24 protein-coding genes (2 of these 24 only partly in view) are annotated in these 25,000 nt (G+C 39.8%); 11 read left to right on the forward strand and 13 right to left on the reverse strand.

The features are described 5' to 3' along the window. The 3 genes in view from LEP1GSC190_RS06120 to LEP1GSC190_RS06130 are tightly spaced (at most 50 nt apart) and all read left to right on the forward strand, a layout consistent with a single transcriptional unit that may run on beyond the window. A protein-coding gene (locus LEP1GSC190_RS06120) for an ABC transporter permease (protein ID WP_002760807.1) crosses the window boundary here: on the forward strand, window positions 1-46 show its end. It extends 710 nt beyond the left edge of the window; 46 of the gene's 756 nt are visible here — the last part of the coding sequence; its start codon lies beyond the left edge, outside the window; its stop codon occupies window positions 44-46. Beyond that, window positions 43-1,338: an ABC transporter ATP-binding protein gene (locus tag LEP1GSC190_RS06125; RefSeq protein ID WP_004279980.1), complete on the forward strand. Its 1,296-nt coding sequence runs from the start codon at window positions 43-45 to the stop codon at window positions 1,336-1,338. The genes LEP1GSC190_RS06120 and LEP1GSC190_RS06125 overlap by 4 nt, the downstream gene beginning before the upstream one ends. 50 nt (window positions 1,339-1,388) lie before the next feature. After that, window positions 1,389-2,699, forward strand: coding sequence for a UDP-glucose dehydrogenase family protein (locus tag LEP1GSC190_RS06130; protein WP_004279922.1), 1,311 nt, complete (start codon window positions 1,389-1,391; stop codon window positions 2,697-2,699). Between the two features lie 645 nt (window positions 2,700-3,344). On the opposite strand, the gene LEP1GSC190_RS06135 is transcribed toward LEP1GSC190_RS06130, so the two are convergent. From LEP1GSC190_RS06135 to LEP1GSC190_RS06150, 4 genes are all read right to left on the reverse strand, one after another. Next, window positions 3,345-3,824, reverse strand: a complete 480-nt coding sequence (locus tag LEP1GSC190_RS06135) for a flavin reductase family protein (RefSeq protein ID WP_002760703.1) — start codon at window positions 3,822-3,824, stop codon at window positions 3,345-3,347. Between the two features lie 175 nt (window positions 3,825-3,999). Then, window positions 4,000-5,130 (reverse strand): 5-(carboxyamino)imidazole ribonucleotide synthase, encoded by a 1,131-nt coding sequence (locus LEP1GSC190_RS06140; protein WP_036034921.1) that lies wholly within the window; start codon window positions 5,128-5,130, stop codon window positions 4,000-4,002. Beyond that, entirely contained in the window at window positions 5,127-5,615 is a 489-nt protein-coding gene (gene purE, locus LEP1GSC190_RS06145) for a 5-(carboxyamino)imidazole ribonucleotide mutase (protein ID WP_002760630.1), read from the reverse strand. Before purE ends, LEP1GSC190_RS06140 begins: the two co-directional genes overlap by 4 nt. Window positions 5,616-5,665: 50 nt before the next feature. Beyond that, on the reverse strand, window positions 5,666-7,066 hold the full coding sequence (locus LEP1GSC190_RS06150; RefSeq protein ID WP_002760752.1) for a UDP-N-acetylmuramoyl-tripeptide--D-alanyl-D-alanine ligase: 1,401 nt from the start codon (window positions 7,064-7,066) through the stop codon (window positions 5,666-5,668). 216 nt (window positions 7,067-7,282) lie between these two features. Between LEP1GSC190_RS06150 and LEP1GSC190_RS06155 the strand changes: the two genes are divergently transcribed. The 3 genes from LEP1GSC190_RS06155 to LEP1GSC190_RS06165 all read left to right on the forward strand — a co-directional run bounded on the left by LEP1GSC190_RS06155 (window position 7,283) and on the right by LEP1GSC190_RS06165 (window position 11,226). Then, complete coding sequence (locus LEP1GSC190_RS06155) at window positions 7,283-8,962, forward strand: alpha-glucosidase (protein ID WP_004280288.1); 1,680 nt, start codon at window positions 7,283-7,285, stop codon at window positions 8,960-8,962. A 566-nt stretch (window positions 8,963-9,528) separates the two neighbouring features. Beyond that, entirely contained in the window at window positions 9,529-9,990 is a 462-nt protein-coding gene (locus LEP1GSC190_RS06160; RefSeq protein WP_086004775.1) for a hypothetical protein, read from the forward strand. A gap of 789 nt (window positions 9,991-10,779) precedes the next feature. Then, a complete protein-coding gene (locus LEP1GSC190_RS06165; protein ID WP_002760640.1) occupies window positions 10,780-11,226 on the forward strand; it encodes a helix-turn-helix domain-containing protein in 447 nt (148 codons plus the stop codon). Between the two features lie 669 nt (window positions 11,227-11,895). Here the strand turns inward: LEP1GSC190_RS06165 and LEP1GSC190_RS06170 are convergent. The 7 genes from LEP1GSC190_RS06170 to LEP1GSC190_RS06200 all read right to left on the reverse strand — a co-directional run bounded on the left by LEP1GSC190_RS06170 (window position 11,896) and on the right by LEP1GSC190_RS06200 (window position 18,178). Continuing rightward, on the reverse strand, window positions 11,896-12,777 hold the full coding sequence (locus LEP1GSC190_RS06170; RefSeq protein WP_002760800.1) for a hypothetical protein: 882 nt from the start codon (window positions 12,775-12,777) through the stop codon (window positions 11,896-11,898). A 16-nt stretch (window positions 12,778-12,793) separates the two neighbouring features. Next, window positions 12,794-13,534 carry a hypothetical protein gene (locus tag LEP1GSC190_RS06175; protein WP_002760711.1) on the reverse strand — a complete coding sequence of 247 codons (741 nt, stop codon included), beginning with the start codon at window positions 13,532-13,534 and terminating at the stop codon, window positions 12,794-12,796. 3 nt (window positions 13,535-13,537) lie between these two features. Beyond that, on the reverse strand, window positions 13,538-13,954 hold the full coding sequence (locus LEP1GSC190_RS06180) for a hypothetical protein (RefSeq protein WP_002760796.1): 417 nt from the start codon (window positions 13,952-13,954) through the stop codon (window positions 13,538-13,540). Window positions 13,955-14,698: 744 nt separating this feature from the next. Next, window positions 14,699-15,037 (reverse strand): TRL domain-containing protein, encoded by a 339-nt coding sequence (locus LEP1GSC190_RS06185; RefSeq protein ID WP_002726362.1) that lies wholly within the window; start codon window positions 15,035-15,037, stop codon window positions 14,699-14,701. A gap of 5 nt (window positions 15,038-15,042) precedes the next feature. Beyond that, complete coding sequence (locus LEP1GSC190_RS06190; protein WP_004279912.1) at window positions 15,043-15,366, reverse strand: TRL-like family protein; 324 nt, start codon at window positions 15,364-15,366, stop codon at window positions 15,043-15,045. Between the two features lie 13 nt (window positions 15,367-15,379). Further along, window positions 15,380-15,817 carry an adhesin Lsa14 gene (gene lsa14 / locus LEP1GSC190_RS06195; protein WP_004280218.1) on the reverse strand — a complete coding sequence of 146 codons (438 nt, stop codon included), beginning with the start codon at window positions 15,815-15,817 and terminating at the stop codon, window positions 15,380-15,382. 1,146 nt (window positions 15,818-16,963) lie between these two features. After that, the gene (locus LEP1GSC190_RS06200; protein WP_002760636.1) at window positions 16,964-18,178 is read right to left on the reverse strand and encodes a tetratricopeptide repeat protein; all 1,215 of its coding nucleotides are present in this window, start codon (window positions 18,176-18,178) and stop codon (window positions 16,964-16,966) included. 40 nt (window positions 18,179-18,218) lie between these two features. Here LEP1GSC190_RS06200 and LEP1GSC190_RS06205 point away from each other — a divergent pair, with 40 nt between their 5' ends. The 3 genes from LEP1GSC190_RS06205 to LEP1GSC190_RS06215 all read left to right on the forward strand — a co-directional run bounded on the left by LEP1GSC190_RS06205 (window position 18,219) and on the right by LEP1GSC190_RS06215 (window position 21,569). After that, entirely contained in the window at window positions 18,219-20,309 is a 2,091-nt protein-coding gene (locus tag LEP1GSC190_RS06205; protein ID WP_002760848.1) for a sodium-translocating pyrophosphatase, read from the forward strand. Between the two features lie 232 nt (window positions 20,310-20,541). After that, window positions 20,542-20,889, forward strand: a complete 348-nt coding sequence (locus LEP1GSC190_RS06210; RefSeq protein ID WP_004280037.1) for a hypothetical protein — start codon at window positions 20,542-20,544, stop codon at window positions 20,887-20,889. A 287-nt stretch (window positions 20,890-21,176) separates the two neighbouring features. Continuing rightward, the gene (locus LEP1GSC190_RS06215) at window positions 21,177-21,569 is read left to right on the forward strand and encodes a hypothetical protein (protein WP_162882178.1); all 393 of its coding nucleotides are present in this window, start codon (window positions 21,177-21,179) and stop codon (window positions 21,567-21,569) included. 319 nt (window positions 21,570-21,888) lie between these two features. Here LEP1GSC190_RS06215 and LEP1GSC190_RS06220 read toward each other — a convergent pair whose 3' ends face one another. Further along, a complete protein-coding gene (locus LEP1GSC190_RS06220; RefSeq protein WP_004280517.1) occupies window positions 21,889-23,145 on the reverse strand; it encodes a 3-deoxy-D-manno-octulosonic acid transferase in 1,257 nt (418 codons plus the stop codon). A 6-nt stretch (window positions 23,146-23,151) separates the two neighbouring features. Here LEP1GSC190_RS06220 and LEP1GSC190_RS06225 point away from each other — a divergent pair, with 6 nt between their 5' ends. After that, window positions 23,152-23,769, forward strand: a complete 618-nt coding sequence (locus LEP1GSC190_RS06225; protein WP_002760815.1) for an HAD family hydrolase — start codon at window positions 23,152-23,154, stop codon at window positions 23,767-23,769. Here the strand turns inward: LEP1GSC190_RS06225 and LEP1GSC190_RS06230 are convergent. Next, window positions 23,741-24,490 (reverse strand): flagellar filament outer layer protein FlaA, encoded by a 750-nt coding sequence (locus LEP1GSC190_RS06230; protein WP_002760686.1) that lies wholly within the window; start codon window positions 24,488-24,490, stop codon window positions 23,741-23,743. The genes LEP1GSC190_RS06225 and LEP1GSC190_RS06230 overlap by 29 nt on opposite strands. Window positions 24,491-24,583: 93 nt before the next feature. Here LEP1GSC190_RS06230 and LEP1GSC190_RS06235 point away from each other — a divergent pair, with 93 nt between their 5' ends. After that, window positions 24,584-25,000, forward strand: the 5' portion of a protein-coding gene (locus LEP1GSC190_RS06235) for a hypothetical protein (RefSeq protein ID WP_002760757.1). 285 nt of this gene lie beyond the right edge of the window; only the first 417 of its 702 coding nucleotides appear in the window; the start codon lies at window positions 24,584-24,586; its stop codon lies beyond the right edge, outside the window.

The following is a 25,000-nucleotide window of genomic DNA, read 5'->3' on the forward strand; positions in this document are numbered from 1 at the left end:
TTTGAGCCGTTCTAAATTTCATTCCGTTATTTTGGATCATCTTTGAGTTTAAAAGTAGAAAATCTAAATAAGGTTTATGCCGGTTATAGCGGACCTTTTCAAAGAATTTTAAACGTTCTTTCTCTTGGATTTTTAGGAAACGACATCAAATTTGACGCGCTTAAAAACGTAAGCTTTCAAGTTTCTCCAGGAGAAATCGTAGGTTTGATCGGAAGAAACGGTGCCGGAAAATCCACTCTTTTAAAAGTTCTCACAGGTGTGTCGTCTTACGCATCCGGAAAAATTTTAAGAACTGGATCTCTTCGTTCCATTCTGGAACTTGGGGTGGGATTTAATCCGGAACTTTCGGGAGAAGAGAATCTCTACTACAATGGTCTTGTTTGGGGACTTAGTCCAGACGAAATCCGATCTTCCATGGACGGGATTTTCGAATTTTCCGGTCTACAAGAATTTAAGAATATTCCAATTAAACAATATTCTTCCGGAATGGTCATGCGTCTTGGGTTTGCTCTTGCAACTTTTTCAAGGCCCGACATCCTCATCGTGGACGAGGCTCTCGCCGTGGGTGACGCCAGTTTTCAGCAAAAATGTCTTAGACGTTTTCGTTCCTTCCAGGAACAGGGGACTATGACTCTGATTGTAAGCCACGATCTTGAACTTTTAAAATCGATATGTTCCCGTGTTTTGATTTTGGAAAAAGGTAAATTGGTTTTCGATGGGAATCCCGTAGATGGTTTTCGGGAATACATGCAAATCATTGCGGGTTCGACGAGCGGACAGGACGTCGTTTTTCCATTTCCAAAAGATTCTATTGTAGAAAGTCTTTCCGTGGATTTGGATCTTATAGAATTATATCCGGGAAATTTACCGATACAAGATTTACAACAAGTTTCGGATCGAATCAATCGGAACCGTGCAGAGGGTTTAAAATACAAAGATCGGGTGGACCCGCAAATTTTTCCCGTGGGTTCCGAAGTGGAAATTTCAGTCCATGTAATATTCAAGAGGAATATTCCGGATCTCACCGTGGGTTTCCATATAGATGACTCTCGGGGAATCCGGGTCTTTGGAACGAACACATATCATCTCGGAAATTCGCTGAAAAATATTCATGCGGGGGAATCCGTTTCGGCCAGCTTCCGACTTCCCTTGAATTTTTCTGCAGGCAAATATTCTCTTGGTATCGCCTTACACGAAGGAGATAGTCATGTTGAAAATAGTTATCTTTGGAAAGACGGAATTCTTTCCTTCGAGTTGGAACGTTTAAGTTTACCTAAATTTGAAGGGGTTGCTTGGCTTCCGGTACAAAGTAGATTCAAAAAAGACACTTCTTTCTGATTTATTTTTTTCTTTCTCAACCTGGAAAGATCGGAATTCTGGTTCTCAATATGAAAGTTTGTGTGGTTGGAAGCGGATATGTAGGTCTTGTCGCGGGTGCTTGTTTTGCAGAATATGGAAATCATGTGATTTGTGTCGATAAAGACGAAGTAAAAATCGCAAATCTTAAAAAAGGTATCATTCCTATTTATGAACCGGGACTTTCCGAGTTGGTCTTGACCAACTGGAAGGAAAAAAGACTTGAGTTTACCACCTCTCTCGGCGAGGGAGTGCAGAAGTCGGATATCATTTTTATCGCTGTGGGAACTCCTACTTTACCGGACGGTTCTTCCGACCTTTCCGCGGTTTTTGCGGTGGCAAAAGAAATTGGTAAGTCTATGAACGGATACAAGGTCATTGTGGATAAATCTACGGTACCGGTCGGAACTGCGGCCCAAGTGAAAGCGATTATTGCAAGTGAAACCAAGGAAGAATTTGACGTTGTTTCTAATCCGGAATTTTTGAAAGAGGGCGCAGCGATCGACGATTTCATGCGTCCCGAAAGAGTCGTGATCGGTTCCGAAACCCAAAAAGCTGGCGATTTGATTGCACAACTTTATGCCCCTTTCGTCCTTAATGGAAATCCTATCTTAAGAATGGGAGTCGTTTCGGCGGAACTTACGAAATACGCGTGCAACGCGTTTCTTGCGACTAAGATTTCCTTTGCCAACGAAATCGCAAACCTTTGCGAGGTTGTCGGAGGAAATTACGAGGACGTTCGTAAAGGGATGGGAACCGACTCTAGAATTGGGAGACAGTTTTTATACGCCGGGATTGGATATGGCGGTTCTTGTTTTCCTAAGGATGTTCGAGCTTTGATCAAAACGTCAGAAGACGAAGGTTCTCCTCTTCGAATCATCCGTAAAGTGGAAGAGGTCAACGAGGCTCAGAAACTCAGACTCTATGAGAAAATCGTAAAGTTCTACGGAGAATCTAACCTTTCCGGAATGACCTTTGCGGTTTGGGGGCTTTCTTTCAAACCCGGTACTGACGATATGAGAGAAGCTCCTTCAATTCCCCTGCTTCTGAAATTATATGATAAAAACGTAAAATTGCGCGTATACGATCCGGTCTCGAAAGAAACCTCAAAAGTTTATTTTGAAGGAAAAGTGGAATATGCGACTGACGCATATTCCACTTTGAATGGTGCGGATGCTTTATTACTCCTAACCGAATGGAGAGAATTCAGAGAACCTGATTTTTCAAAGGTCAAAAATCTTTTGAAAAATCGGGTTATTTTTGACGGAAGGAATCAGTATTCTCCCGAACTGATGAAAACAAAAGGATTTCAATATTTTTCAATCGGTAAGTCGAATGTATGATTTTTTTAACGGGAAATCTGTCCCAAAATCTGAAGAGGAATTGCGATCATGATTTTTAAGTTGCCAATAACAGAATGGTTCTAACGGATTACGTCGTATCGACGGCTTTTACCGTATTTTAAAATCCTACTATTGATTCCTATCATATAGGCTTTTGAGAGCGTGCTACTTAGTTTGATGTTTTTAGAATTGTAAAAATTTGTGTGGCAAACTTGAAAGATCCGCTTCCGTTTTAATTAGAATATCTCAGAAATAAGTTTGGTACGAGTTCAAAGTCTGCCGTTCTACGTTTTTTGAAAATGAACCGCCTATAAGTTTTGCGATCATGTTTAGGGGCGGAATATTTAATTCTTGAAATTTTACCCTAATAGTCTGTCCCAAAACCGATGTAGGAACTCCAACAAGAATTTAACAATTATAAAATCTGTTAGAAAGCCCGTAAACTATCAAAGAGTCGTAATCCGTGATGGCTCCTATATTTTTACGAGCTTATTGAATGATCGTAACTTCTTTTCTTTAAGGTTTTGGAATAAGATATTTAAGTAGATTATAATTTACTTAAATATAAGAAAATCCAAATCGAAAAAGAATGATCAATCTTTTTCCAAAGGACCGTTTTTATTTTTTGATAAAGGGAATTCTAATCTAAATCGAATAGTAATCCCTTCTATAATACAACAAAGGTCTCAAACTGTCTTCCGCCCCAGCGGAAATTACTTTTCCGATTACGATAGAGTGATCTCCTCCGCTTACAAACCGTTCCACTTCACATTCGATATGAGAAAGAATTCCGGGCAAAATAGGAATTCCCAGCTCTCCCGTTTTACATTTAAGTTCTTCAATGAGAATATGTTTATCGATTTTTCCCGAGGCAAATTGATTGGAAATGGAATCTTGTCCTTGCGCCAGAATGTTCACGATAAATTTACCGGAATCATGAATCGGATCGTGACTGGTTATATTCTTCTGAAGGCAAAATAAAACAAGAGGGGGATTGAGTGAAAGAGAGCTGAAACTGCTAACGGTTAGCCCGCCGTGTTTTCCGAGATGAGAATATGTAATGACGGTAACGCCGGATGGAAAATGTGAAAGTGCATTCTTAAAAACGTCGTCTGTAATTTTCATGAGGTCGATCTTAAAACCGAAAGACTCTCTGTCAACTGATCGAAATAGAAAGGAAAGAAGATATTGAACTCGATTATGATGAGGGCAACAATTTTGTTCCTTTTTATCCTTTTGCCGATTTAAGAATAATTTCGTATTTCAGGATCTGGGATATTTGAGTAATTGATTGGAAAAGTTAATTCCAGTTTGAAAAAGCGGATTCAGGATTAGGACCAGAATAGTTCCAGTGCCCCATCTTCCTTCCGTTGAGAGCTTCGGCTTTTCCGTAAAGGTGAAGATGATAATAAGGATTTTCTAATACACTATTCCAAAGCGGAGAATCTGGTTTGTAGTCCTCTCCGAGAATGTTTTTCATCGTAATCGGCTTTGCCGGGATTTTATTCGGACAAGGTAAATTGCAAAGAGTTCTCAATTGAAGGGAAAATTGAGAAAGGGTTCCCGAGTTTTGACTAAAATGTCCCGAATTATGTGGTCTTGGAGCGAATTCGTTACAAAGAACTTCTTCGTTTTTGATGAAGAATTCAATTCCGAAAACTCCCACATAGTTGATCTTTTCCGCCAATTTTTTAGAGTAGTTTACCAGTTCGGTTTCTATCTTTTCCGAAAAATTTCCTGGATAAAACGTGAGATCTAAGATCTGATTTTTATGAACGTTTCTAGAAGGACGAAAGTTCAGGATTTTTCCGTTTTCAAACCTCGCTAAAATTACGGAAGCTTCTGCGGTAAACGGAAATAATTCTTCCACGATATGATTGAGTTCTTTTAAAGCAGAAAGTGCAGAGGAGAGTTCCTCCTTGGTCTTACACTGGATTTGTCCTTTTCCGTCGTAACCCATCGTGTTCGTTTTGAGTATGCAGGGAAATTTCACGTTGGAAAGAACAAAGAGTTTATCTTTTTCCGTAAAAACAGGATAAAAGTTTACCGTTGGAATTCCTGCTTTTCGAAAAGAGGTTTTTTCCTTCCATCGGTTTTGCGCGATTCGAATACAATTTGGGGAAGGATGAACTTTGAGCCCGGTTTGTTCCGAAAATTTATCTATCGTAGAAAGTGCAATTTCTGGAATATTCTCAAATTCGAATGTAAGGGCGTCTATACTTTTCAAAAAAACGACCAACGCTTCTTCGTCCTCGTATGCAAATACGTGCGATTTTGCCCCGGCTCCCGCAGCAGGAGAATTTTTTTCGGGAGAATAAACGGAAATCTCGTACCCGAAAGGGATCGCTTCCAAACAGAACATTCTCGCGAGTTGTCCTGACCCCATTACCCCAAGCCTGGAACCTGGAGCTAAAACATTGTTATCTTTCACAAGAGGTCCTTGTTTTTTGAAAGAGCATCCTCTCGAATTTGATTTCGATATTGCTCAAGTTTTTCGGAAAGTTTAGAATCTTGGAGAGAAAGGATTCTTATCGCGAGCAGACCTGCGTTCCTTGCACCGGCAACTCCAATTGCAAGAGTTCCGACAGGAACACCTCCCGGCATTTGAACGATGGAAAGAAGGCTGTCTAAGCCGTTTAACGTTTTGCTTTGTATGGGAACTCCGAGTACAGGAAGTGTGGTCATCGAAGCGACCATTCCTGGAAGATGGGCGGCTCCCCCAGCCCCTGCGATGATTACGGAATAACCGTTTTGTTTTGCCGATTTAGAAAATTCTAACATATACTCGGGAGATCTATGCGCGGACACGATTTCTTTGTGGAAAGATACGCCGAATTCTTTTAAGATCGATTCGGTTTCTCTCATCGTTTCCCAATCGGAATGACTTCCCATGATGATTGCCACTTTTACGCTCAAGTCTTTTCTCCTGTTGAAGATGTTTCTTTCGATTGTGGTGTTTGCAAGTATTAAACAGGAAGGGAATCTACGAAGCGCTCCAGTTGAATTCCGCGTGAAGCTTTTGCTAAAACGACGGAACCTTCCGGAACCGTTTGCGAAAATTTCCGAACGAGTTTTACAAGTCCTTCCTCGGTTCCGGCAAAATGTTCGGAAAATCTGGGAAGGACTGTTCGTTTAACAAATTCTTCCCGAATCCAAAGAGAGTCGGTTCCAAACGTAAAAAGTCCTTTTAAATTCTGGAATTCGGAGCACTTTTTTCCGAGTTCCTTGTGAAACTTTTGGGAATGTTTTCCCAATTCTTTCATATCTCCTAAAACTACGTAAAATTCTTTTCCATCTGCGAATTGATCAGCAACTTCCAAGGATGAAAGCATCGATTCGTAATTCGCGTTGTATGTGTCGTTGATTACGGAGTATTTTCCTTTTTGTAAATCCAGTCTTTTATCGACGGATTTAAATGTGGAGATTCCTTCTCGAATCCATTCTGTAGGAACTCCGACCGTTTCTAAACAGGCGATTGCGATCGCTAAATTTTCTAGTAGTTTATATCCGGGTAGATTCCATTCAATCTCTTTCCCCCTGTATTCCAATAAGAATCCGGAAGGTTTTTTCCGAAGAACGGAGAATATATGATCCGGTTTTACGAGAATCAATCTACCTTTGTGTCGACGGAGTTTTCTTTTTAGTATTTTAGAATATTCTCCCGTATCTGGATAAAAGAGTCTTCCTCCTTTTACCAAGCCCTCGGCCACTTCCACCTTTGCTTTTGCGATGTTTTTTTGACTTCCTAAAAATTCTATGTGCGCGGTTCCAATTGTAGTAATTAGAGCAAAATCCGGTTTTGCAATTTGAGCGAGCCTTGCAATTTCCCCTTTATGATTCATTCCGAGTTCGCATACTACGATTCGAGTTCGATCGGAAATCTGAAACAGAGTGAACGGAAGCCCGATTTCGTTATTGTAATTCTTTTCAGTGACGACCAATACGGGTTTTTCGAGATTTTTTAAACAGTTTCCTAACACTTCCTTCGTCGTAGTTTTTCCACTGGATCCGGTAACTGCAATTACGATCGGATTAAAACGAGATCTGTGGAAGGCGGCGAGTTTTCCAAGAGCAACTAACGTGTTCTTTACAGGAATTGCCTTACCCTGCTCCTCCGAATTGAAGTTCTTTCGAATCGGATGGTCTTCTTCGACTAAAAAAGAACTCGCTCCGCGAGAAAGTGCGTCTCTGATAAATTCATGTCCGTCCCGATTCCCTCGGAGAGGAACAAAAAGAGAACCCTTTTCCACCTCGGTGGAAGCGGTCGTAATAGTCGTAATCGATGATTCCTTATAAAACCATGTATCCGATGTGAATCCTAATACTTTGCGGACGGTTTCCGGATCGTAGGAAAAGGTCGCTTTCATGAATCCAGATTGTAGATACGGGATGTTTTGAAAATTCTAAAATAAACGATTTGTCTGAATAATTAAGAATAAACTTTTGTAAAAATCGAAATAGGATTCAGAATGGGTTTGAATACTATAAATCCATATCTTATGTTGAAACGAATTCGATTTGTAAGGAATACCGCCTTGACAACCTTCATTCTAATATTTTAGCTTCCATAAAGCCGAAGAGTCATGACTGCGAAAAAAACAATTTCCCAAAAAAAATCCTCCTATCTAATCGATAAGTGGTGGCAAAAGACCACGATTTATCAGATTTATCCTCGTTCCTTTGCAGATAGTAATCGGGACGGAATCGGAGACATTCCGGGCATCATTTCGAAGTTGGATTATATTCATGATCTTGGGTTTGAAACTATCTGGGTATCTCCTTTATATAAAAGCCCTCAAATGGATCACGGTTACGACGTTAGCGACTATTATTCGATCGCTCCCGAATACGGAACCATTAAAGATGCAGAAAAACTAATAAAGGAAATTCATAAACGCGGAATGAAAATCGTTTTCGATATGGTAATGAATCACACTTCCATCGAACACGCTTGGTTTCAGCAATCCCGCTTTAATCGTGAAAATCCCAAAAGGGATTGGTATATCTGGAGGGACGGAAGAGGGAAGAATAAACCCCCTAATAATTGGAGTTCATTCGTTACCCCTAAAGCTTGGCATTACGATCCTAATACCGATCAATGGTATCTTGCGAGTTTTTTGGAGTTTCAACCGGACTTGAATTATTACAATCCCGAGGTCAAAAAGGCAATGTTCGATGTTTTGCGTTTTTGGCTTAAGAAGGGAGTGGATGGTTTTCGTTTAGATATCTTTCATGCGATCTATAAAGATAAACACTTTCGAGATAATCCGTTTCGGTTTAAATATATCGTCTCGGAAAACGATCACGACGGCTATTTTCAGAGTAGGGTTTATACCGTAAATCATCCGAATAACTTCGCGTTTGCAAAAGAACTAAGGGCGGTTTTGGACGAGTTCGAAGGGGATCGTTTTGCGGTTGGAGAGGTTGCTGGGGACGATCATATCATCAAACGTTACTTAGGCGAAAAAAAAGATGGTCTGAATCTCATCTTTTTGTTCGAAACCCTATTGTTAAAATTCAAAACGAACTTTTTTAAGGGTATCGTCAAGAAAATGGAGGAAGTATATCCATATCCGAATATTCCCACATATGTTTTTGGAAATCACGATCAAAGACGCTATATGATGAAGATCAACAACAATCTTGAAAAGGGAAAGTTGGTTGCCTTATTTCAATTTACCGCAAGAGGGGTTCCGGTCACTTACTACGGGGAAGAGATCGGCATGACCAACGAAACGATTAAATTGACGGAAGCTCAGGATCCCCTCGCGAGAATTTACCGTTGGTTGGGAGATTCGTTTTCCGAGATGTTGGGACTTGCGGATGTTATCATTCGGGATAGGGCAAGGTCTCCTATGCAATGGGACGATTCACCGAATGCTGGATTTACAAGTGGGGAGGCGGCTCCTTGGATTCGGGTTCATGGGAATTATCGGGAAAGAAACGTTTTGACCGAATCAGAGGATAGGGATTCCCTCTTGAATACGTACAAAAACGTTCTTCGTCTTAGAAACAAAAGTCGGGCCTTAAAGGAAGGATCTTTGAAATTGATCGAAGAAAACGTTCCGAAAGATATGCTAGTCTATTTGAGGGAATTTGAAAAAGAACGTAAACTGGTCGTTTTTAATTTCGGGAAAAAGATCAGAGTTTTTTCTAATCCAACGGATTGCGGAAAATATTTCTTTTCCACCGTAGTTTTTGAGCACAACGAATTTGAACAATTCAAGATGCCGCCTTGCTCTGGAGTTATATTAGGGAATTAATATATTTAAATAAATTAATTTTATATTTTATCGACCCAAAAGCATTATTGCTCATGGATAATCTGCCGGAAGCGTTTTTGTTTCCCGAGTTTCTAAAAACGCTGCTTTAAATTACAATCATTCCCTCTAAAACCATCCATGTTTGCCTGTAGGTAAAATGACAATTTTAGACTTGCAATTGTGTTAGACTCGACATTCGTATCATCGTGAAACGAGGAAGCGGTAGTAAGATGGGCAACTACTGATCCTGATTATTAGAATTTAGATGCAGAACTGTTATATGGCAACTCGGTAAGAAGAGAAAGTATGTAAAAATAAGAAGCTGGGATTTTTCTTTTTCAATTTTAGAAGATTTTTTGCTGCGAAAAATAATTTTCCAAAAATGGTAGAATAAAAAGGGAATATACTTGCGGATTCGTACGTGTTCAACTTAAACTTTTATCGATTTAAAATCTATATTCTTATTTAAAATCAAACATTTTGATCGAATATAATCGATATTCACTCCAATTTATGGAGAAATAGATTTGGCAATTCTAACCTTCCCTTCTGAAATGGGAATTGCAATGAACATAGAACTTACTCGGAAACAGTACGAAGCCCTTCTAAAATCTTTGGCGATCACTCGCTTTTTATACCATTCCATTCTGGATGAAGAGGAACCTGCTACGGATAGATTGGATTCGTACGATGCCTTCGAGGATATGGAGCAACAAGTTTTATCTTATGCAAAGGCTCTGGAAGTTTCCCATTTGGTAGCGTATGATAACGAAGAAGAACTTCATTATCTTACCAGAGAGTTCGAAGAAAAGACGGACATTTCCGATCTTATTACCGAATATCAGGACAGTATTTTTTGGGATGAACTTATTCAGAGGCTTGCAGTAAGGGACTTTATAAGAACTTACAGTGAATCTGAAATTAAAGGAATGGCAATTGAGGAAAGAATTGAGAAAGAGGCTCCTTTCATTTCAAAGTACGAGGAAATTTTCACTGAGTCGGGAATCGAAACCTTAGAGATCAAGTGATATAAGGGTGTTTGTAAGATTATTTGTCTGTCGAAAGGATTATAAACGAAGGTCGAATTTGCGAGATACAAAATAATCTTTCCAATTTCTTTTTTGAATTACCGGGCCAATGGATTTACTTCAGAGTTTATCTTTTATTGTGTATGAAAATCGCCTAAAAAATATCCATCTCGATTTATACTGAATTCCTTTTTGGCGAAGGTTTGATTTTATGTGGAAGTGGCATTTTTGGTATATATTTTTACCGCCAAACACGTGTTAGGTTAACATCTTACGGATATCGGTAAGGGATCGAATTTTTATTTGATAAGAGTCCCCGTTTGAGGAAATCGAAGCAGATGATTAAAAAGGATCTCAAAATTCCTTTACTTTATCACAAAGTTCAGTTTACGACATTATAAGTTGTTTTTGAGATATTTTGGATCTTCTTTTCTTTCCTATTGTATTGGGTATTTGGCTTATCCTCTAAGAGTACTAACCAGAAAGGAATACTCTAAAGATCCCATTTCAATTTTAGTTAGTAGACTTGGACTTTTCTTAATTTTATTGTTGGAAAATAAAATAATCAAATTCATACTCCGAGGAATTGGACATAGATAAATTTTTACAATTTATGTTAGTTGGATATAAACTTAAAGACTTAATATTTATTTATAATTTCTGCAAAAAACTTATATTTCCGTTCATTAAATCCATTTTTAAGGTTGTAATAAAAAGGGTATAAGTTAGATATTTTAGTAAATTTATAAAAAGGGATCTCTAATTCAAAATTGAATTAACGTAGAATATATGGCAAATAAAATTATTACAATTCCTTTGACAAATATAGACTTTTCCTCGCCTGGAAAACGGCTTCGCTATGCAGTTAAAAACATATTAGCGATGAATGATGAAGACTTTGCGACCTCAATAGGTAAGTCTCAAAACTATATCAGTTACATTTGCAACGATAAACGTCCTTTGTTAGATAAACTTGCGGCGGATATAGAAAAAGCGCACGGTATTTCGGGTCTTTGGTTAATTAAAGGGCAGGGAAGTCCTGAAGTGAACTCATCTCTTAACGAAAATTCCGGAACCGTTAAAAAAATGAAAAAGCGTGATTATCTATGGAATAAAATCTCAAATGATAAAGCGGAGGATACATTGATTTCATTTTATGATGGAATTCCATTAGAAACTCGTAGTCTTATTTATCAAATGATTATCGCTATTTCTAAAAATAATCGATCTACTTAAAATATTCTTCGAGTTTTTAAAGCAAAAATGGATCAGCCAAATTCGAATATATTCGTTGCTCGAATAGTTTTTTGCTTTAGCTGGCAAGTTATAATCTTGCATTCAAAACTTCTTTTTATAGATTTCGTTTTCCTTCTTTGAGTTCTTTTGAATCTATATCTAATGAGATTCAATTTTTCAAATACTCTCACAAAAACCTTTGGAAATTGCTAGGGCATTATTTTGAGATAAATTTCTGGTAACGAGACAATTTGTCTGAGTCTATCTTGCACGAATAATTAACATTTCCATCAAACGATTTGCGGTTAGGTAATTGATTGAAGAGACTTAAAATAAGGTGAGTTCGATGCAGATTATGTCCTAATGTTTTTTGCAAATAATCGTGAGAACTCCCATGTTTCAAAGGGCCAAGACAACATTACAGTTATATATTCTTATTCTGAACGAAAGCAGTAGTTCCCACAGATTGCGTCTCTTTACGGTTTGAAACGATTTTTTGCTATAGATCTCCATCAGTTGGTGAAGGTCTATCTATGATAGTGTTTCTGATTTCATGGGAATTTTCACATTTGAGATAGATCTTGGTAAACTCACGTTATTTAAAAAATAATCCTAGGGATCAAAATATGCATCGGAGGTTCTCAAATGGGAGAAGTATAATGGAAGTTTTTATTTTGCCATTTCTTCTACGAGCTTGCATTCGGGAATTTTCTGCTTTTCGACATTTTTTTCTTTTCTGTAACCGACGATATGACCTGGAATCGAAGCCGTCAGACCGATCAGTTTACCTGTGGAACTTAAAATCGGTCCTACCGAGTACGTTGCATAAGCGGGATATAACGTTCTATAAGCTATCAATTCATTTTTCAGATCGCATTTGTGTCTTAGATATCCCAGAGCATCTTCCGAAGCGCGCGCCTCGGCATACAATGGACCGAAAATCGGAACCGAATAGGCGATGCTATAAAAAGATCTGTGTTTTCTGAGTGAGAAATCTTTTGCATGTCCGCCTTCGTGAAGAACAACCGATGGAATATCACTATAGAGATTGATTGTATTTGAATACGGATTGTAGTGATCGCCTGTAAGGAACCCTGCAAAAAGTCTTCCTGGAATAATAACTTCGAATAACCAATTGATGATTCCAAAGGTGTATTTTAGAATCGGATGAACATTATCCGATTTCCAAAGCTGGACAAGATCGTCTATCGGAGCATATTGATTAAAGCGGACTTTTACGTCTTGAAGATTATTTTCATTGATATAGTCCTTTAGGTAATTCTTCGTTTCTTCGGATAAATGATGGTTGTTCATTTTTTTGTTCCAGAGAATCAGTTTGGATAAGACCCCGAAAATATTTCCTAAAAAGTCCAAAAACCAATACGGTTTTCCTTCTTCAAATTGAGGATTTTTTTCATCGAAATAGTTTTGGTTTGGATAATACGGTTTTGCATATATGTATTTTTTCTCTACGGAGTAGGTGCATCCGATCGAAAGAAATAACGATCCAAGGAGAAGAAAAGCGCTCAAGAACTTTAAGGTTGAATTCATAAACTTAAAAGATATTCTAATGATTTTTGAGAGAAACTGGTTTAGAAGATTGTTCTAAAGTAATTTTTAGCTTTTCAGAAAATTCTAATAAAGCTGTTTTTCCGAGTTGATTGAGTTGATCCTCTCGATTCCCCCGGAACCCTAAGTAGGGTAAATAAATCAACCATCCCAAAACTGTAGTCGTGGCCAAAGTGAAATGACAATCGGTTACGTTTGAAGAGATAGAATCTTTGTATTGAAAATCTAGAACGTTTTCTTTTTTTGTAAGGTTTACAACTTCAATGTTTAGTTTTACTTCCGTTTCGCTTCCGAAAAAACAATGATCTATCGTTTTGAGTTCGAAGTCTTTGATATAAATTTTATATTTTTGATCAGTTTTATAATCGTTTCTGTTTCGATCTAATTCCCTTGCAATCACGGTTCCTATGGAGCCGTATTCGTTTTCCAATTTTTCGGGTGCAAGAAAGAAAAGGGACGGTTTTCGAATTGCGAACGTTTCATTCTTGAGTGTCGGGGATTCGAGGACTTCGAAATTAAGATTTGGATTTGGAACCGCAAGGTGCGGGATCGTGTCTAAGTTGCTGACGTCGTACGCGATGCTTCCTTTTCGTGGAACATAGACCCGAATTGCTATACAACTTACGAAGGAAAAGAGGAACAAGGGAGTAATAAAAAGATGGAACGGACTTTTTGATAAGAGCAAGTAGATTTTTGTATTTTGAATATTATAAAAAATTAATTTTTTGCGTTTTTTCATTCATTATCCCCTTTGTTGACCATATCTGTAATACCCCGTTCCGATAAAGCCGTAATGCCAGGATTTTTGAAGTGTGATCGGGGAAAGGATTCCACCTTTTGCTTGTTTGACGATTTTTGAATATGCGTTTACAAAACGATCGTTAATTCCGATCAGAATGAACATGAGTAAAAGAAGTCCGCATTTTTTTGCATAGGCCGGATAGATCATAAAGTTGGAACTTGGTTTTTTATTTTTATCTTTCGGTATGATGAGTGGTTGGGAAAAGCAGGAAAACGTAAACAGTATAATGATTCCGACAGCCTTTAGGTTCATTGAACGGCATCCCCTGAAATTGTGAGTGATTCCCACGATTGCCAAAAACCAAATTGCTTCGATCGTAATATTTTTAGTTGTTTTAGTTCCTGGGATTTGTTGCATCGTGTCGGAATATGCTCTTTCTATTTAGAATTTTGCCGAATTGGAATGAAATAATACCAAAACGCCTAAAAATCCACAGGAGGTCTTTGACTTTTCCAAGTATTTTTTTCCTCTCCGAAAAAACAGGCTGAATCCGTATTCAGAACTTGTCCCAAAACCTTGGAATCGTAAGAACTCCGACAAGAGTGCACGAACAATAAAATCTGTTCGAAAGCCCGTAAATGTTCAAAAAGCCATGATCCGTGGGAACTCCTACATTCGGAGGACAGTGTCGCGGCAATGCCGCTCCCACAGAAGACAGTTTTGGGACAAATTCTAAATCGAAAACGCACGTTATAATACAAAAACAAATCAAAATACACGAATCCAAATTTCATGAAGATTTAAAAATTAGCATTTTTTAAGTAATGCTAATCTCCATAAAGGAATCCTTACAATTTTAGCGTAAATTCCGGTTTAGATAAACGCAAAATTATAGGTACTTGTTACTTAGTTATCGGTAATACAGTTTCAAGAAAAATGAAAGCGCAGAATTTACAAGTAAAGAAAAAGGTTTTTTAAAGGATTTATTTAAAAATACGAAGCAGTAAAATCATTGAACGACGACTAACGTTGGTCGTGTGAGGTATATGCTCAATGGTTGGAATATTCCATTTTCTTAAAAGAAAAAAAGAACTCATCCCCTTACAAAAGTAAATGAAATGAGCCTTTTTAGTTACATTTACGAGGAAATAAAAAACTTTTTTATTCTCCGTAGATTACCACACACTCTCTTGAAAAAATCGGTCCTAAAATTCCAAATGTATTTTTGTCAACTACCGCTACCTTAGTAATTTGGCCGTCTTTCATTGCTTCTGCAATACTTCCTTCTCCGCCACCATAAAAGTAAGCTATCACTATAGAGAAATAATGACAAGATTTTCCACTTTTGACGATCTTTACATCTGTAGGGCCGCCCGTCGGGTTTCCGGATACGTGGTAGCTGGAAGAATTGAAAATCAATGCAGGAAAAATACTCGTTGCGCAGTTGGAAATAAAAAACGCCGAGAGAGAGATTACGATCAGACTGATAAATTTTTTCATTTTAATTATTCTCCACTTACGATGGTGCAATAGTTGCTATAAATAAGCCCTAAAACGGAAACGGTAGAATGGTCTATCGTCGCGATTTTGGAAATTTTATTGTCCAATGCAATTTGACCGGCTGCCGCATTTCCCCAGGTGATTAAATAGAGAACGTTATGCGCACATCCTTCCGCTTTTTTAACGGTAGGAACGTCGTTGGAACGATTGATTTCCCCCGGAAAGGTGTTGACCGTTGCGATAAAACCTTGGACGGGACCGGTTGCGCAGTTTGATAGAAATATCGAAAACCCGAGTATAATGAGAGTAAGGATGATGATTTTTTTCATATTGATTCTTTCCTTATTTTTTCTTTCCGGTAGCAGACTTTGTATCCGTTTTCGTTTCTACGGATTCGCTAGAACCGGTTACAACTGTACAGAATTTATGAAAGAGAGTAGTGAAAATTGCAGTTTGTTCGTATTCTATACTTGCAACTTTTGTAATTCTAGCTTCTGCTTTTGCGGCTTCGATGGAAGAATCACCAAAAGATACTAACCATAAAATACTTTTAGAACAAGCTCTTCCGGTAACCACTTTTTCGGCGTTGTCTCCAATTTGGCCTGGGATTACGGCGTCGTGAAACAGAGCACCTCCTTTAGCGGCCATAGCTCCGATTGTATAGTCTTTGGTTGGGTTGGTATTGGGACGGAAACCATAGATATACATAATATTCGTGCCCGTACACTGAACCGCCCAGATCGTCATGAAGGAAATGAAAAGTAAAGATTTGAGTTTCATTTTTTCTCCTGAATTCCTAGTTTAGATTGTCGCAAACGTTTCTTTAATCTGTGGATCTTCAAGAAACGTTTTGCGAAGCCTAACCTAATTAATGTGATATTCTTGTAAATAGGGAATCACTAAAATTGAATAAATTTTGCAATATTTTAAAAGTAAAAATCCTTTTTTCTGGGATTGAAACACTAAAAAGCCTAAAAGTTGGTAAGTCCGTTTTGTTTGTAATCCAAAGTTTAGGTAAAAAATATTTTTTGAAAGGAAGTCAAAGGTGGTTTTTCGATAACTCTAACGTAAGTTAACAAATACGAAAGCGATTGGAGTGGAAATTCCGTTGACGGTTGTTTTTATTGGAAGGATCAGAACATACTTTATTACGAAGAGTTTAGCTGGAGAGAGGATCGGATTTGAACCCATCAAAGACGGCCTCTGGAAGATCTTCTTCAGTTTTGTAACGATCGGTTACTTCGATGAACGGACGAAGGAAGTAACAAGGACTTTAAAAGTGTAATCCATGTTTCCGGGCTAAACTGTTACCTATGTTCCAGGATGTACCCGCGTTTGGGCGATGGAGGGGGAACTCAAGCCGCATTGCTCCCTAATGGTCGCAAAGCGAGGTGGCAGGAAGACTCCGGTGATTTTTCTCTATCAGAAAATCATACTTTTTGCAAGTAAAAAGTCTCGTTCTTGTCGGACACTTGAAAAAATGTGTGTTTTAGATTTTTAGACAAAATGGCGCCCCTTCTGGGCTTGAAAACCGTGAGTCAAACATTTATCACGAAACAAGAAAACCAACAGAAGGAACTAAGAGTTTGTCCTAAACCAGTCTTCGGTCTTTTGAATGTGTGAGTTCCCGCAAATTACGTTGTATTATAGGTTTTCACGCGTCTTTATCACGATTTAAAATCCTACATCTGAGCTTTTGGGATAGCTCAAAGTTTTTTTTTCGGAAACTCTTTCGTTTGATTTTTTGACCGCCGCGTAGGGACCATTTTTTATTTATCCTACTTTTCGTTTTAAATCTGTAAAATGCCATTTTTGTTGAATCGCTAACATGCACATCTGTTTCTGTTTTATGGAAACGGTCGATTGAAGCAGTTTTGTTAATCTGAGCTCTTTCAACAACTCTAATGAAAGTAAAAGATGAATTTTTTATCTTTCAGATAAAAAAGAGGATTCTTCCGAGTCGTATGCAAATGGAGAAATAATTTTAGAAAGGTCTTCTTCCTCTTTTTGTTTTCGGATCTTTGCAAAGTGGGATTTCCATTCCTCCGCTTTGAAGTTGGAATCCTGAGTAGGGTTTCTCTGGAGATAAAAAAGGGAAAAAAGTAAAAGCTCCCGGTTGTATCCGGTTTGTTTGAGTTTTGCATCTAAGAATTCTTGATTGATTTTGCGCTCACTGATTTCCTGAAGAATTTCAATCGCTTGAACGTCAATGACCGATCCTTGTTGTCGATAAATTCTATGAAGGGGATAAAGGATTTCTTTTTCACAATTGCCGCTTTTTTTGAGGCTTAGATAAAACGCCCTTCTAGACATTGCGAGAGAATCATTAAACTTTCGATTTTGCAAAAATTCAAGTGCGGCCTGATAGGCAAAGATTGGTTCGTTTCTAAAGATCGCTGCTCGATCTAAAAGAAACTGTTCCAAGTTGGGGGACTTTTTTTTCTTTAAGGATAAGAGAAGAGTTTTATGAAGGAATGGATTGTCCGGAAAATGGAGAAGAAATTTTCTACATTTAGAAATCGTTTCGTCGATTCTTCCGAATTCGTACGAAGTATTTACTTCCGCTTCGATTGCGGATAGATCTTCTTTATAAGGATTGTTTTCACGAATCCAGTTCAGGGTTTCGTTGTAATATTCTAAATTACCGAGCTTCGAACTTAGAATCAGTATTTTGTACCGAAGTGACGGATTCTCAGGATTTTTAGAAAGGCTGAGTCTTGCAAACTGATAAGCTTTTGTCGGTTTTTTAAGTTCTTCGTAGCCTACAGAAATTTCGTCCATCAAGGAAAAATTTTCCGGATCTAGGGCGATACTTTTCTCGAAACTTTCCATTGCGGTCGTTAGATCTCCCTTACCGATCCAGACTCTTCCTTCGATCTCGTAATAAGTGCCGGTTCTTTTATTTCCAAGGGAGTCGGCAATTTGGAGTTTCTGAAGGGCTTTATCGTATTGGAGATGATCCAATTCTTCCCGGGCTTGTCGGAGCAGCTCCGAATAAGAAAAGGTTGAATTCCCATAGAGCGTTGAATAACCTGTGCAAAGTACAAAAAAGAACCAAGTGGATAGCAGTCTCCCAGCCAGTAGTCTGTTCGGTAGAATTCTTCCCATCTTTTTAAACATCGGAACATTGAAAAAAAACAAGAGGTTTCACTGAATGAATTCAGTTACGATTATTATCGCCATGTCTATTTTGGCGATCGTCACTGCGGTAGTTTATGCCCTGAAAGTTACCACTATCAAAGTGGGTGCTGCGGGCGGTAACGAAAAAGAAACGAAAAAACTTTTAGAAATATCTTCCGCCATCTCCGAAGGGGCTATGGCCTTCCTCGTCCGAGAATACAAGGTCATTTCCGTATTCATCGCCTTTATGGCAGTCCTGATCGTTCTTCTTTTGGACAATCCTGCCACCGAAGGATTCAATGATGGACTTCATACGGCGATTGCGTTTATCGCGGGGGCCATAATCTCTTGTCTTTCCGGTTTTATCGGAATGAAAATTGCAACTGTAGGAAATGTAAGAACGGCGGAAGCGGCAAAAACTTCACTATCCAAAGCTTTCCGAGTCGCTTTTGACTCTGGAGCAGTGATGGGATTTGGACTCGTGGGACTTGCAATTCTTGGGATGACCGTCCTTTTTCTAGTCTTTACGGGAATGTATCCTACGATAGAAAAACATTTCCTCATGGAATCCTTAGCCGGTTTCGGTTTAGGGGGTTCTGCAGTGGCGTTATTTGCCCGAGTAGGCGGTGGAATTTACACAAAGGCTGCAGACGTAGGAGCGGACTTGGTCGGTAAGGTAGAAAAAGGAATTCCCGAAGACGATCCAAGAAACCCCGCTACGATTGCGGATAACGTGGGAGACAACGTGGGAGACGTCGCCGGAATGGGGGCCGACTTGTTCGGTTCTTGTGCGGAAGCGACTTGTGCGGCGCTTGTGATTGGTGCTACCGCATCGGCTCTTTCCGGGTCCGTGGACGCTCTTCTTTACCCGCTTCTTATTTCCGCTTTTGGAATTCCCGCATCTCTTTTGACCAGTTTTCTTGCGAGAGTCAAGGAAGGCGGAAACGTAGAATCCGCTTTGAAAGTTCAGCTCTGGGTTTCCACCTTACTTGTCGCGGGGATCATGTATTTTGTAACGAATACGTTTATGGTGGATTCTTTTGAAATCGCCGGAAAGATGATCGGAAAATGGGACGTTTACATTTCCATGGTAGTCGGTCTTTTCTCGGGGATGTTTATCGGAATCGTAACCGAGTATTATACTTCTCATTCTTACAAGCCAGTAAGGGAGGTCGCGGAAGCGTCTAACACCGGAGCGGCGACAAACATCATCTATGGACTATCTCTCGGATATCATTCTTCCGTAATTCCAGTGATTTTACTCGTAATCACCATTGTAACCGCGAACCTTCTCGCAGGGATGTATGGAATTGCGATTGCGGCTCTCGGGATGATTTCCACGATTGCCGTCGGACTAACGATTGATGCTTATGGTCCTGTTGCAGATAACGCAGGCGGGATTGCTGAAATGGCTGAACTCGGAAAAGAGGTTCGCGATAGAACTGATACGCTTGACGCGGCGGGAAATACGACTGCGGCGATCGGAAAAGGTTTCGCGATCGGTTCCGCAGCGCTTACTTCTCTCGCTCTTTTTGCAGCGTTTATCACGCGAACTCACACCATGAGCCTTGAAGTTCTGAATGCGGAAGTGTTCGGCGGACTGATGTTCGGAGCAATGCTTCCTTTCTTATTCACTGCTATGACAATGAAATCCGTAGGTAAGGCTGCGGTTGACATGGTGGAAGAAGTTCGTAAACAATTTCGTGAGATTCCGGGAATTATGGAAGGGAAAAATAAACCGGATTACAAACGTTGTGTGGACATTTCCACGACGGCGGCACTCAGAGAAATGATTCTTCCTGGACTACTTGTTCTCATGACTCCAATTTTGGTCGGGTATCTTTTCGGAGTGAAAACTCTCGCGGGTGTTCTCGCAGGTGCGTTGGTCGCGGGGGTGGTTCTTGCTATCTCTGCGGCGAATTCCGGTGGAGGTTGGGACAACGCAAAGAAATACATCGAAAAAAAAGCCGGTGGTAAAGGTTCCGACCAACACAAGGCGGCGGTCGTAGGCGATACCGTAGGTGATCCATTCAAGGATACTTCCGGGCCTTCGATCAACATTCTCATCAAATTGATGGCGATCACAAGCCTCGTGTTTGCGGAATTTTTCGTTCAGCAAGGCGGACTTTTGATGAGATTGTTTCATCATTAAGAATTTCTAAATTAGAATTTCTTGAAATAGAAGGCTCTTTCGCGAAAGCGGGAGAGCCTTTTTTATTGCCGGGATTTCTCGGAAAAATTCGGGCGCCTCTTTCCGATTTCAATCGGAAAGACCGGGCTCGCCGCGACTCCGCTACGCTGCGGTCGTTCCGACTGCTTCGCATCGCTTTGATCCCTGGCGCGGGGCGCAGTTTTTTTCTTACAAAATCAAACGGAGTTTAACCATGATTAGAACGGTATTATTGATTCTTTCCCTATTCTTGAATGTTTTTTTCGTATTGAAGGAAGTTTATACGTTGCTCGACGGATATCCCGAGAAACCGAACGGTGAACTCGGAATCTTGAAACAGGATTTGGTCGTAGGCAAATTCGATCAAAAAGGCAGTTTATTCAAATTACCGAAAGGATTGATCGTAAGGGACGCTTCTGCGACCGGAATGGATTACTTTGAGCCGAATCGATTTAAGATCATCGTCACCGCCGACCGAGAGGATTTGGTAAACTACAACGTTACCGAAAAGGAACTTTTGAATTTCAACGGGGAATACTATTCCGTTCGTTCTCCGAAATAAGATTTTACGTTGCCGATTCGAATCGGATCTGTTCTTTTTTACTGATGAGCTTGCGATCGATTCTTCTTCCTACTTTGTAACTTTAGGAATTCAATGGGTCATTCGTTAAAGGATTTAGGGCTTACGATGGCTTACGGAGGAGTGTTTGTGCGATCGACTGCTTGCCGTTTACGGGGCCGAAAAGGAAAAGCCGCGATCGATTTTGTTTCATGTTTTTTTCCACGGTTCTCTCGATGTTCTTTCGCGATTCTATCTTTGCCTCTTGTCTCCAGATATTTTGAATTCTATTGGGAATTGCTGAACGAGATCCGCTTCGTGGAAACGAAGATTGTGATCAAGGCAACTCCAGAAAAAATTTGGAAGAACATCATTCGAATTCCCGAGCTGGAAAAAACGGAAGACGGATTTTTTATACGATGGGATTTCCGAGACCGATCGAAATGACTCTTTCTCGCGAAAAAATCGGAGGCGTTCGAGAAACAAGGTTCGAAAGGGGACTCGTTTTTTATAAAACGATCACTCAATGGGAGCGTGATCGCAAATTGCAATTCGAGATTCAAGCCGATCCTAGCCTGACTCCTATCACGACGCTCGATCCTCACGTCGTTTTGGGTGGAGCTTATTTCGACGCCTTGCAGGGAAAATATGAATTAGAATACAATGAAATTCTAAATAACTGAGAAAAACAACCGATCGTGTTGCATCTAAGAAGTAAAAATCGTTTGCCGACCTGTTTTAATTTTTACGTGTCTCTTTGGATAGATTTTTTGATGAGGGGTATTCAAAATTCGATTTTTAGAATCTTAAAACGGAAGAATCGAAGTTGTCGGGTAGAGGAGTGCCATTCGGTCTTAATCGACCGTCCAATGGCTCAGAGTGTCACTTCCTGTCACAGGGTGGGGGCAAAGTGGGAAAACTTGCAAGTTTCCATTTATCAGAAAATCATACTCTTTGCAAGTAACATCCGTCCTTAATTTGTCGAGACTCCGACACACTCAATTACAACTTCTGGATCTCTTCGAACAATCGCTTCGCCGCACCGCGTCCCGATTGAACGAATTCTCGGTTTTGCTTTCGAATTGTTTTCAGATCCGATTCTGCAAGATTCAAAACTTGGAATATGTCTTCGGGGCTGGAAACGATAAACAAGCCGCCCGTCTGTTTCAAAATCATCGCTTCGGGAGAATTGGAAATTTTCGGACCGGTCATCAAAGGTAAGCCGAATGTGGCCGGTTCCAAAACGTTATGAACCCGATTGTGAAGCGCGCCTCCGACATACGCGAAGTCCGCCGCCTGATACGCGAAAGCTAAAATACCTAACACGTCGAATACGATCGTCTGTGCGGTCATAGTCTCGTACGGGGTGGACGTCCAGGTTCGATATTCCATCTTCGCATCTTGCAGACGATGTTCGATCGAAACGATCCGATCGGGAGATGTTTTGTGAGGAAAGATCCAAAACGCGAATTCGTTTAACAATTTCGGTTTTTTTTCGCGCAGCAGTTCGTATAAAGAGGCGATCAATTCTTCGCAAGGTTCGTATGTGGATGCAAATAGTATGATTTTCGAATACGGATAATTCTTGGGTCTTTTGAATTCCTTTTTATTGTCTTCTATCTTTTTTAAAACCGTATCGAATCTCGTATCACCCAAAACCTTGACCGGAACGTTTTCCGGAACCAGCGCCCGAAACGCATCGTAAAACGATTTGTGCGAAGGAAAAATTCCGTCGAGATGACGAAATACCGCCTTCGTCAAACTTCCCATGATTCCATTTTTTCGTTTTCCAATCACGGCAGAGCCCAAAATGATCTTGGTTCCAAATTTTTTTGCGGAAAGGATAAGATTCGGCCAAGTATCCCAAGCCATTAAAACAAGAACCTTAGGATGGAAGAGGGAAAAAATCCAGTTGTAACCAAAAGGAGAATCGATCGGAAGGTGAAAGGTTTCATCGGCGGGAAACGCTTCGAGTTGAGAATCTCTAACACTTTCGGAAAAAACGGATTGAATCAAAAATACGGACGGATCATATTTTCTAAACTCATGGGCCAGGGCTTTGCACTGATCCAATTCTCCCACGGAAGCTGCGTGCAACCACACGGTATGTTTACCGGAAAGATCCAAATTCTTGGAAAGAATTCTTTTTTTATCCACGGACCGTTTTCTAAAAAAAAGTCTTATGGAAGGAAATAAGAGAGAGAGAGGAACGATAAAGACAAGAAGAAAGATCGTCAGGATTTGGTATAAAAAAATCATAGGTTTATGAGCGGAGTTTTATTTGCTTTTGATCTGATGGATACCTTGATAAAGGATCCCTTTCATTCTGCACTCTATAAAATGCTTCCTAGCGAATCGAGAGAAAAATTTGCCCAAGGAAGGGAAAGAAGCGCTTTCTTGGAGTTCGAAAAGGGACTCATTGAAGAGGAGGAATTCTTAGAAAGATTTTATTTACCTGAATATCGAAACGGCGATTTGCCTGATCCGAGAAAAATTAAGGAATGTATGTTCTCTAAAGTGCGATTGATTCCTGAGACCGTCGGGATCGTAAAATTACTTAAGAGCGGCGGAAATAAATTAGTACTCGCTAGTAATTATTCCGCCTGGTACAAGGAGCTTCAAAAATTTCCAGATATACAGGATGTATTTTCCCAGTTCGATCAATTGTATTTTTCCTGCGAACTCGGAACACGTAAACCGGCGGAGGAATACTTTCAATGGATTCAAACCGATTATCCGGGAATGCGCTACGTATTGATCGATGACAACGCGACTAACGTGGAAGCCGCGGATTATATGGGATGGGATACTTTTCGCTTTGATCCGAAGGAGCCATCACAACTCGGAAAATTCTTCAGAGACCGGTACCCCAGTTATCTTTAATCTCCGCACCGGGATAACTGTTGTCTCTTGTATCTACGAGGATGCCCATACGATCCAGATAAAAAACGAATTCTCCCTTTTTCTGAAACGGTCCGGGAATTAGTCGGATTTCCGCCACTTCGAACGGGAAATGCAGGTTTTGATTTAGTCTGGTGTTTTTTACTGGGATCATCAATTTTTTTTCGATCCGTTTCCAACCGTCGAAATTCAAATCCCCTAGATCGATCACGATTTCTTTGGATTTATGCTGATAAAGAACCAATTCTAATTTTGCGTTTTGAGAAGAAGAATACATCCAAAAAAAGATTCGAGATGGAATCCCGATTGGAAGTCTGATTTTTTCTTTAGGTCGAATTTCCAAATGGGCATGCTTTGGGTTCTCGAAAAAAGTCTGAACCATCATGGAACGATAATCGTTTGCAGCGGAAAGAGTGGGATAAAATTCTCTCTCTTTTTGAAAGGCTGTGTTGTCGGGAATCTGAGAATTAAAGCGGATTTCGTTTAAAAAAGAAACTCCTCTATAAATTTCCCAAGGTCGTGCACCGTCGAACGAGTCCACAAGAAAAAGATTGTATTGTTTCCATTCGGATAGTATCTTTTCTAAAATCAGAACTCGGCTCATTTCGTCTTCGTCTCTTTTTACCGGAGCGGAAGAAAGATCAACCTGCCCCGAAATGGAACCCAAAAGATAAAGGGTAAACAGGACTCGGGGAAAAAACAAGGCTCTCACAGAATTCTATTCGGAGAAAATGAGACTTAAAAACAGACGAAAAACCGATATTTGAATCAGGTACACCCAATGAGACGAGACCAGTTGAAAATCCTACTTTCCGGAATCTTAGTTTTACTTTTAGGATCCTTGATCGTTTACAGTTATCTCTTTCGGGAAGATATTTCCCGATTTTTAAAAAAGAAGGAAGGTGAGGAAGTCTCGAACAATTCCAAAACGGACCGAGTGATCTTAAGTCCTGAAATGAACTCGGAACCATTGATTTCACCCAACGACAATAGTCTTCCAGACTCGGGAGAATTTTCGGCAAACGAAAAAGAAACTTCGAAGCAAAAGACTAGCCCGGAAGAATTCTCTTCCAACACAAAAGAAACACAATCAAGTATTCCCCAGGAAGAAAGACTTGAGGAAAGAAAAATCATAGAAAAAACGCCAAAGGACAAGTTTCCCGAAGAAAAGTGGACTCCGCCTGAAACAAGCACGATCAAAGATGAGGAATAT

This window comes from Leptospira mayottensis 200901116, assembly GCF_000306675.2.
GTDB classification, from domain to species: domain Bacteria; phylum Spirochaetota; class Leptospiria; order Leptospirales; family Leptospiraceae; genus Leptospira; species Leptospira mayottensis.

Coding starts and splice junctions, on each gene's coding strand:
- LEP1GSC190_RS06130 (WP_004279922.1), top strand. CDS start 1,389: ATGAAAGTTTGTGTGGTTGGAAGCGGATATGTAGGTCTTGTCGCGGGT.
- LEP1GSC190_RS06135 (WP_002760703.1), bottom strand. CDS start 3,824: ATGAAAATTACAGACGACGTTTTTAAGAATGCACTTTCACATTTTCCA.
- LEP1GSC190_RS06150 (WP_002760752.1), bottom strand. CDS start 7,066: ATGAAAGCGACCTTTTCCTACGATCCGGAAACCGTCCGCAAAGTATTA.
- LEP1GSC190_RS06155 (WP_004280288.1), top strand. CDS start 7,283: ATGACTGCGAAAAAAACAATTTCCCAAAAAAAATCCTCCTATCTAATC.
- LEP1GSC190_RS06160 (WP_086004775.1), top strand. CDS start 9,529: ATGAACATAGAACTTACTCGGAAACAGTACGAAGCCCTTCTAAAATCT.
- LEP1GSC190_RS06165 (WP_002760640.1), top strand. CDS start 10,780: ATGGCAAATAAAATTATTACAATTCCTTTGACAAATATAGACTTTTCC.
- LEP1GSC190_RS06170 (WP_002760800.1), bottom strand. CDS start 12,777: ATGAATTCAACCTTAAAGTTCTTGAGCGCTTTTCTTCTCCTTGGATCG.
- LEP1GSC190_RS06175 (WP_002760711.1), bottom strand. CDS start 13,534: ATGAAAAAACGCAAAAAATTAATTTTTTATAATATTCAAAATACAAAA.
- LEP1GSC190_RS06180 (WP_002760796.1), bottom strand. CDS start 13,954: ATGCAACAAATCCCAGGAACTAAAACAACTAAAAATATTACGATCGAA.
- LEP1GSC190_RS06185 (WP_002726362.1), bottom strand. CDS start 15,037: ATGAAAAAATTTATCAGTCTGATCGTAATCTCTCTCTCGGCGTTTTTT.
- LEP1GSC190_RS06190 (WP_004279912.1), bottom strand. CDS start 15,366: ATGAAAAAAATCATCATCCTTACTCTCATTATACTCGGGTTTTCGATA.
- lsa14 (WP_004280218.1), bottom strand. CDS start 15,817: ATGAAACTCAAATCTTTACTTTTCATTTCCTTCATGACGATCTGGGCG.
- LEP1GSC190_RS06205 (WP_002760848.1), top strand. CDS start 18,219: ATGTCTATTTTGGCGATCGTCACTGCGGTAGTTTATGCCCTGAAAGTT.
- LEP1GSC190_RS06210 (WP_004280037.1), top strand. CDS start 20,542: ATGATTAGAACGGTATTATTGATTCTTTCCCTATTCTTGAATGTTTTT.
- LEP1GSC190_RS06220 (WP_004280517.1), bottom strand. CDS start 23,145: ATGATTTTTTTATACCAAATCCTGACGATCTTTCTTCTTGTCTTTATC.
- LEP1GSC190_RS06225 (WP_002760815.1), top strand. CDS start 23,152: ATGAGCGGAGTTTTATTTGCTTTTGATCTGATGGATACCTTGATAAAG.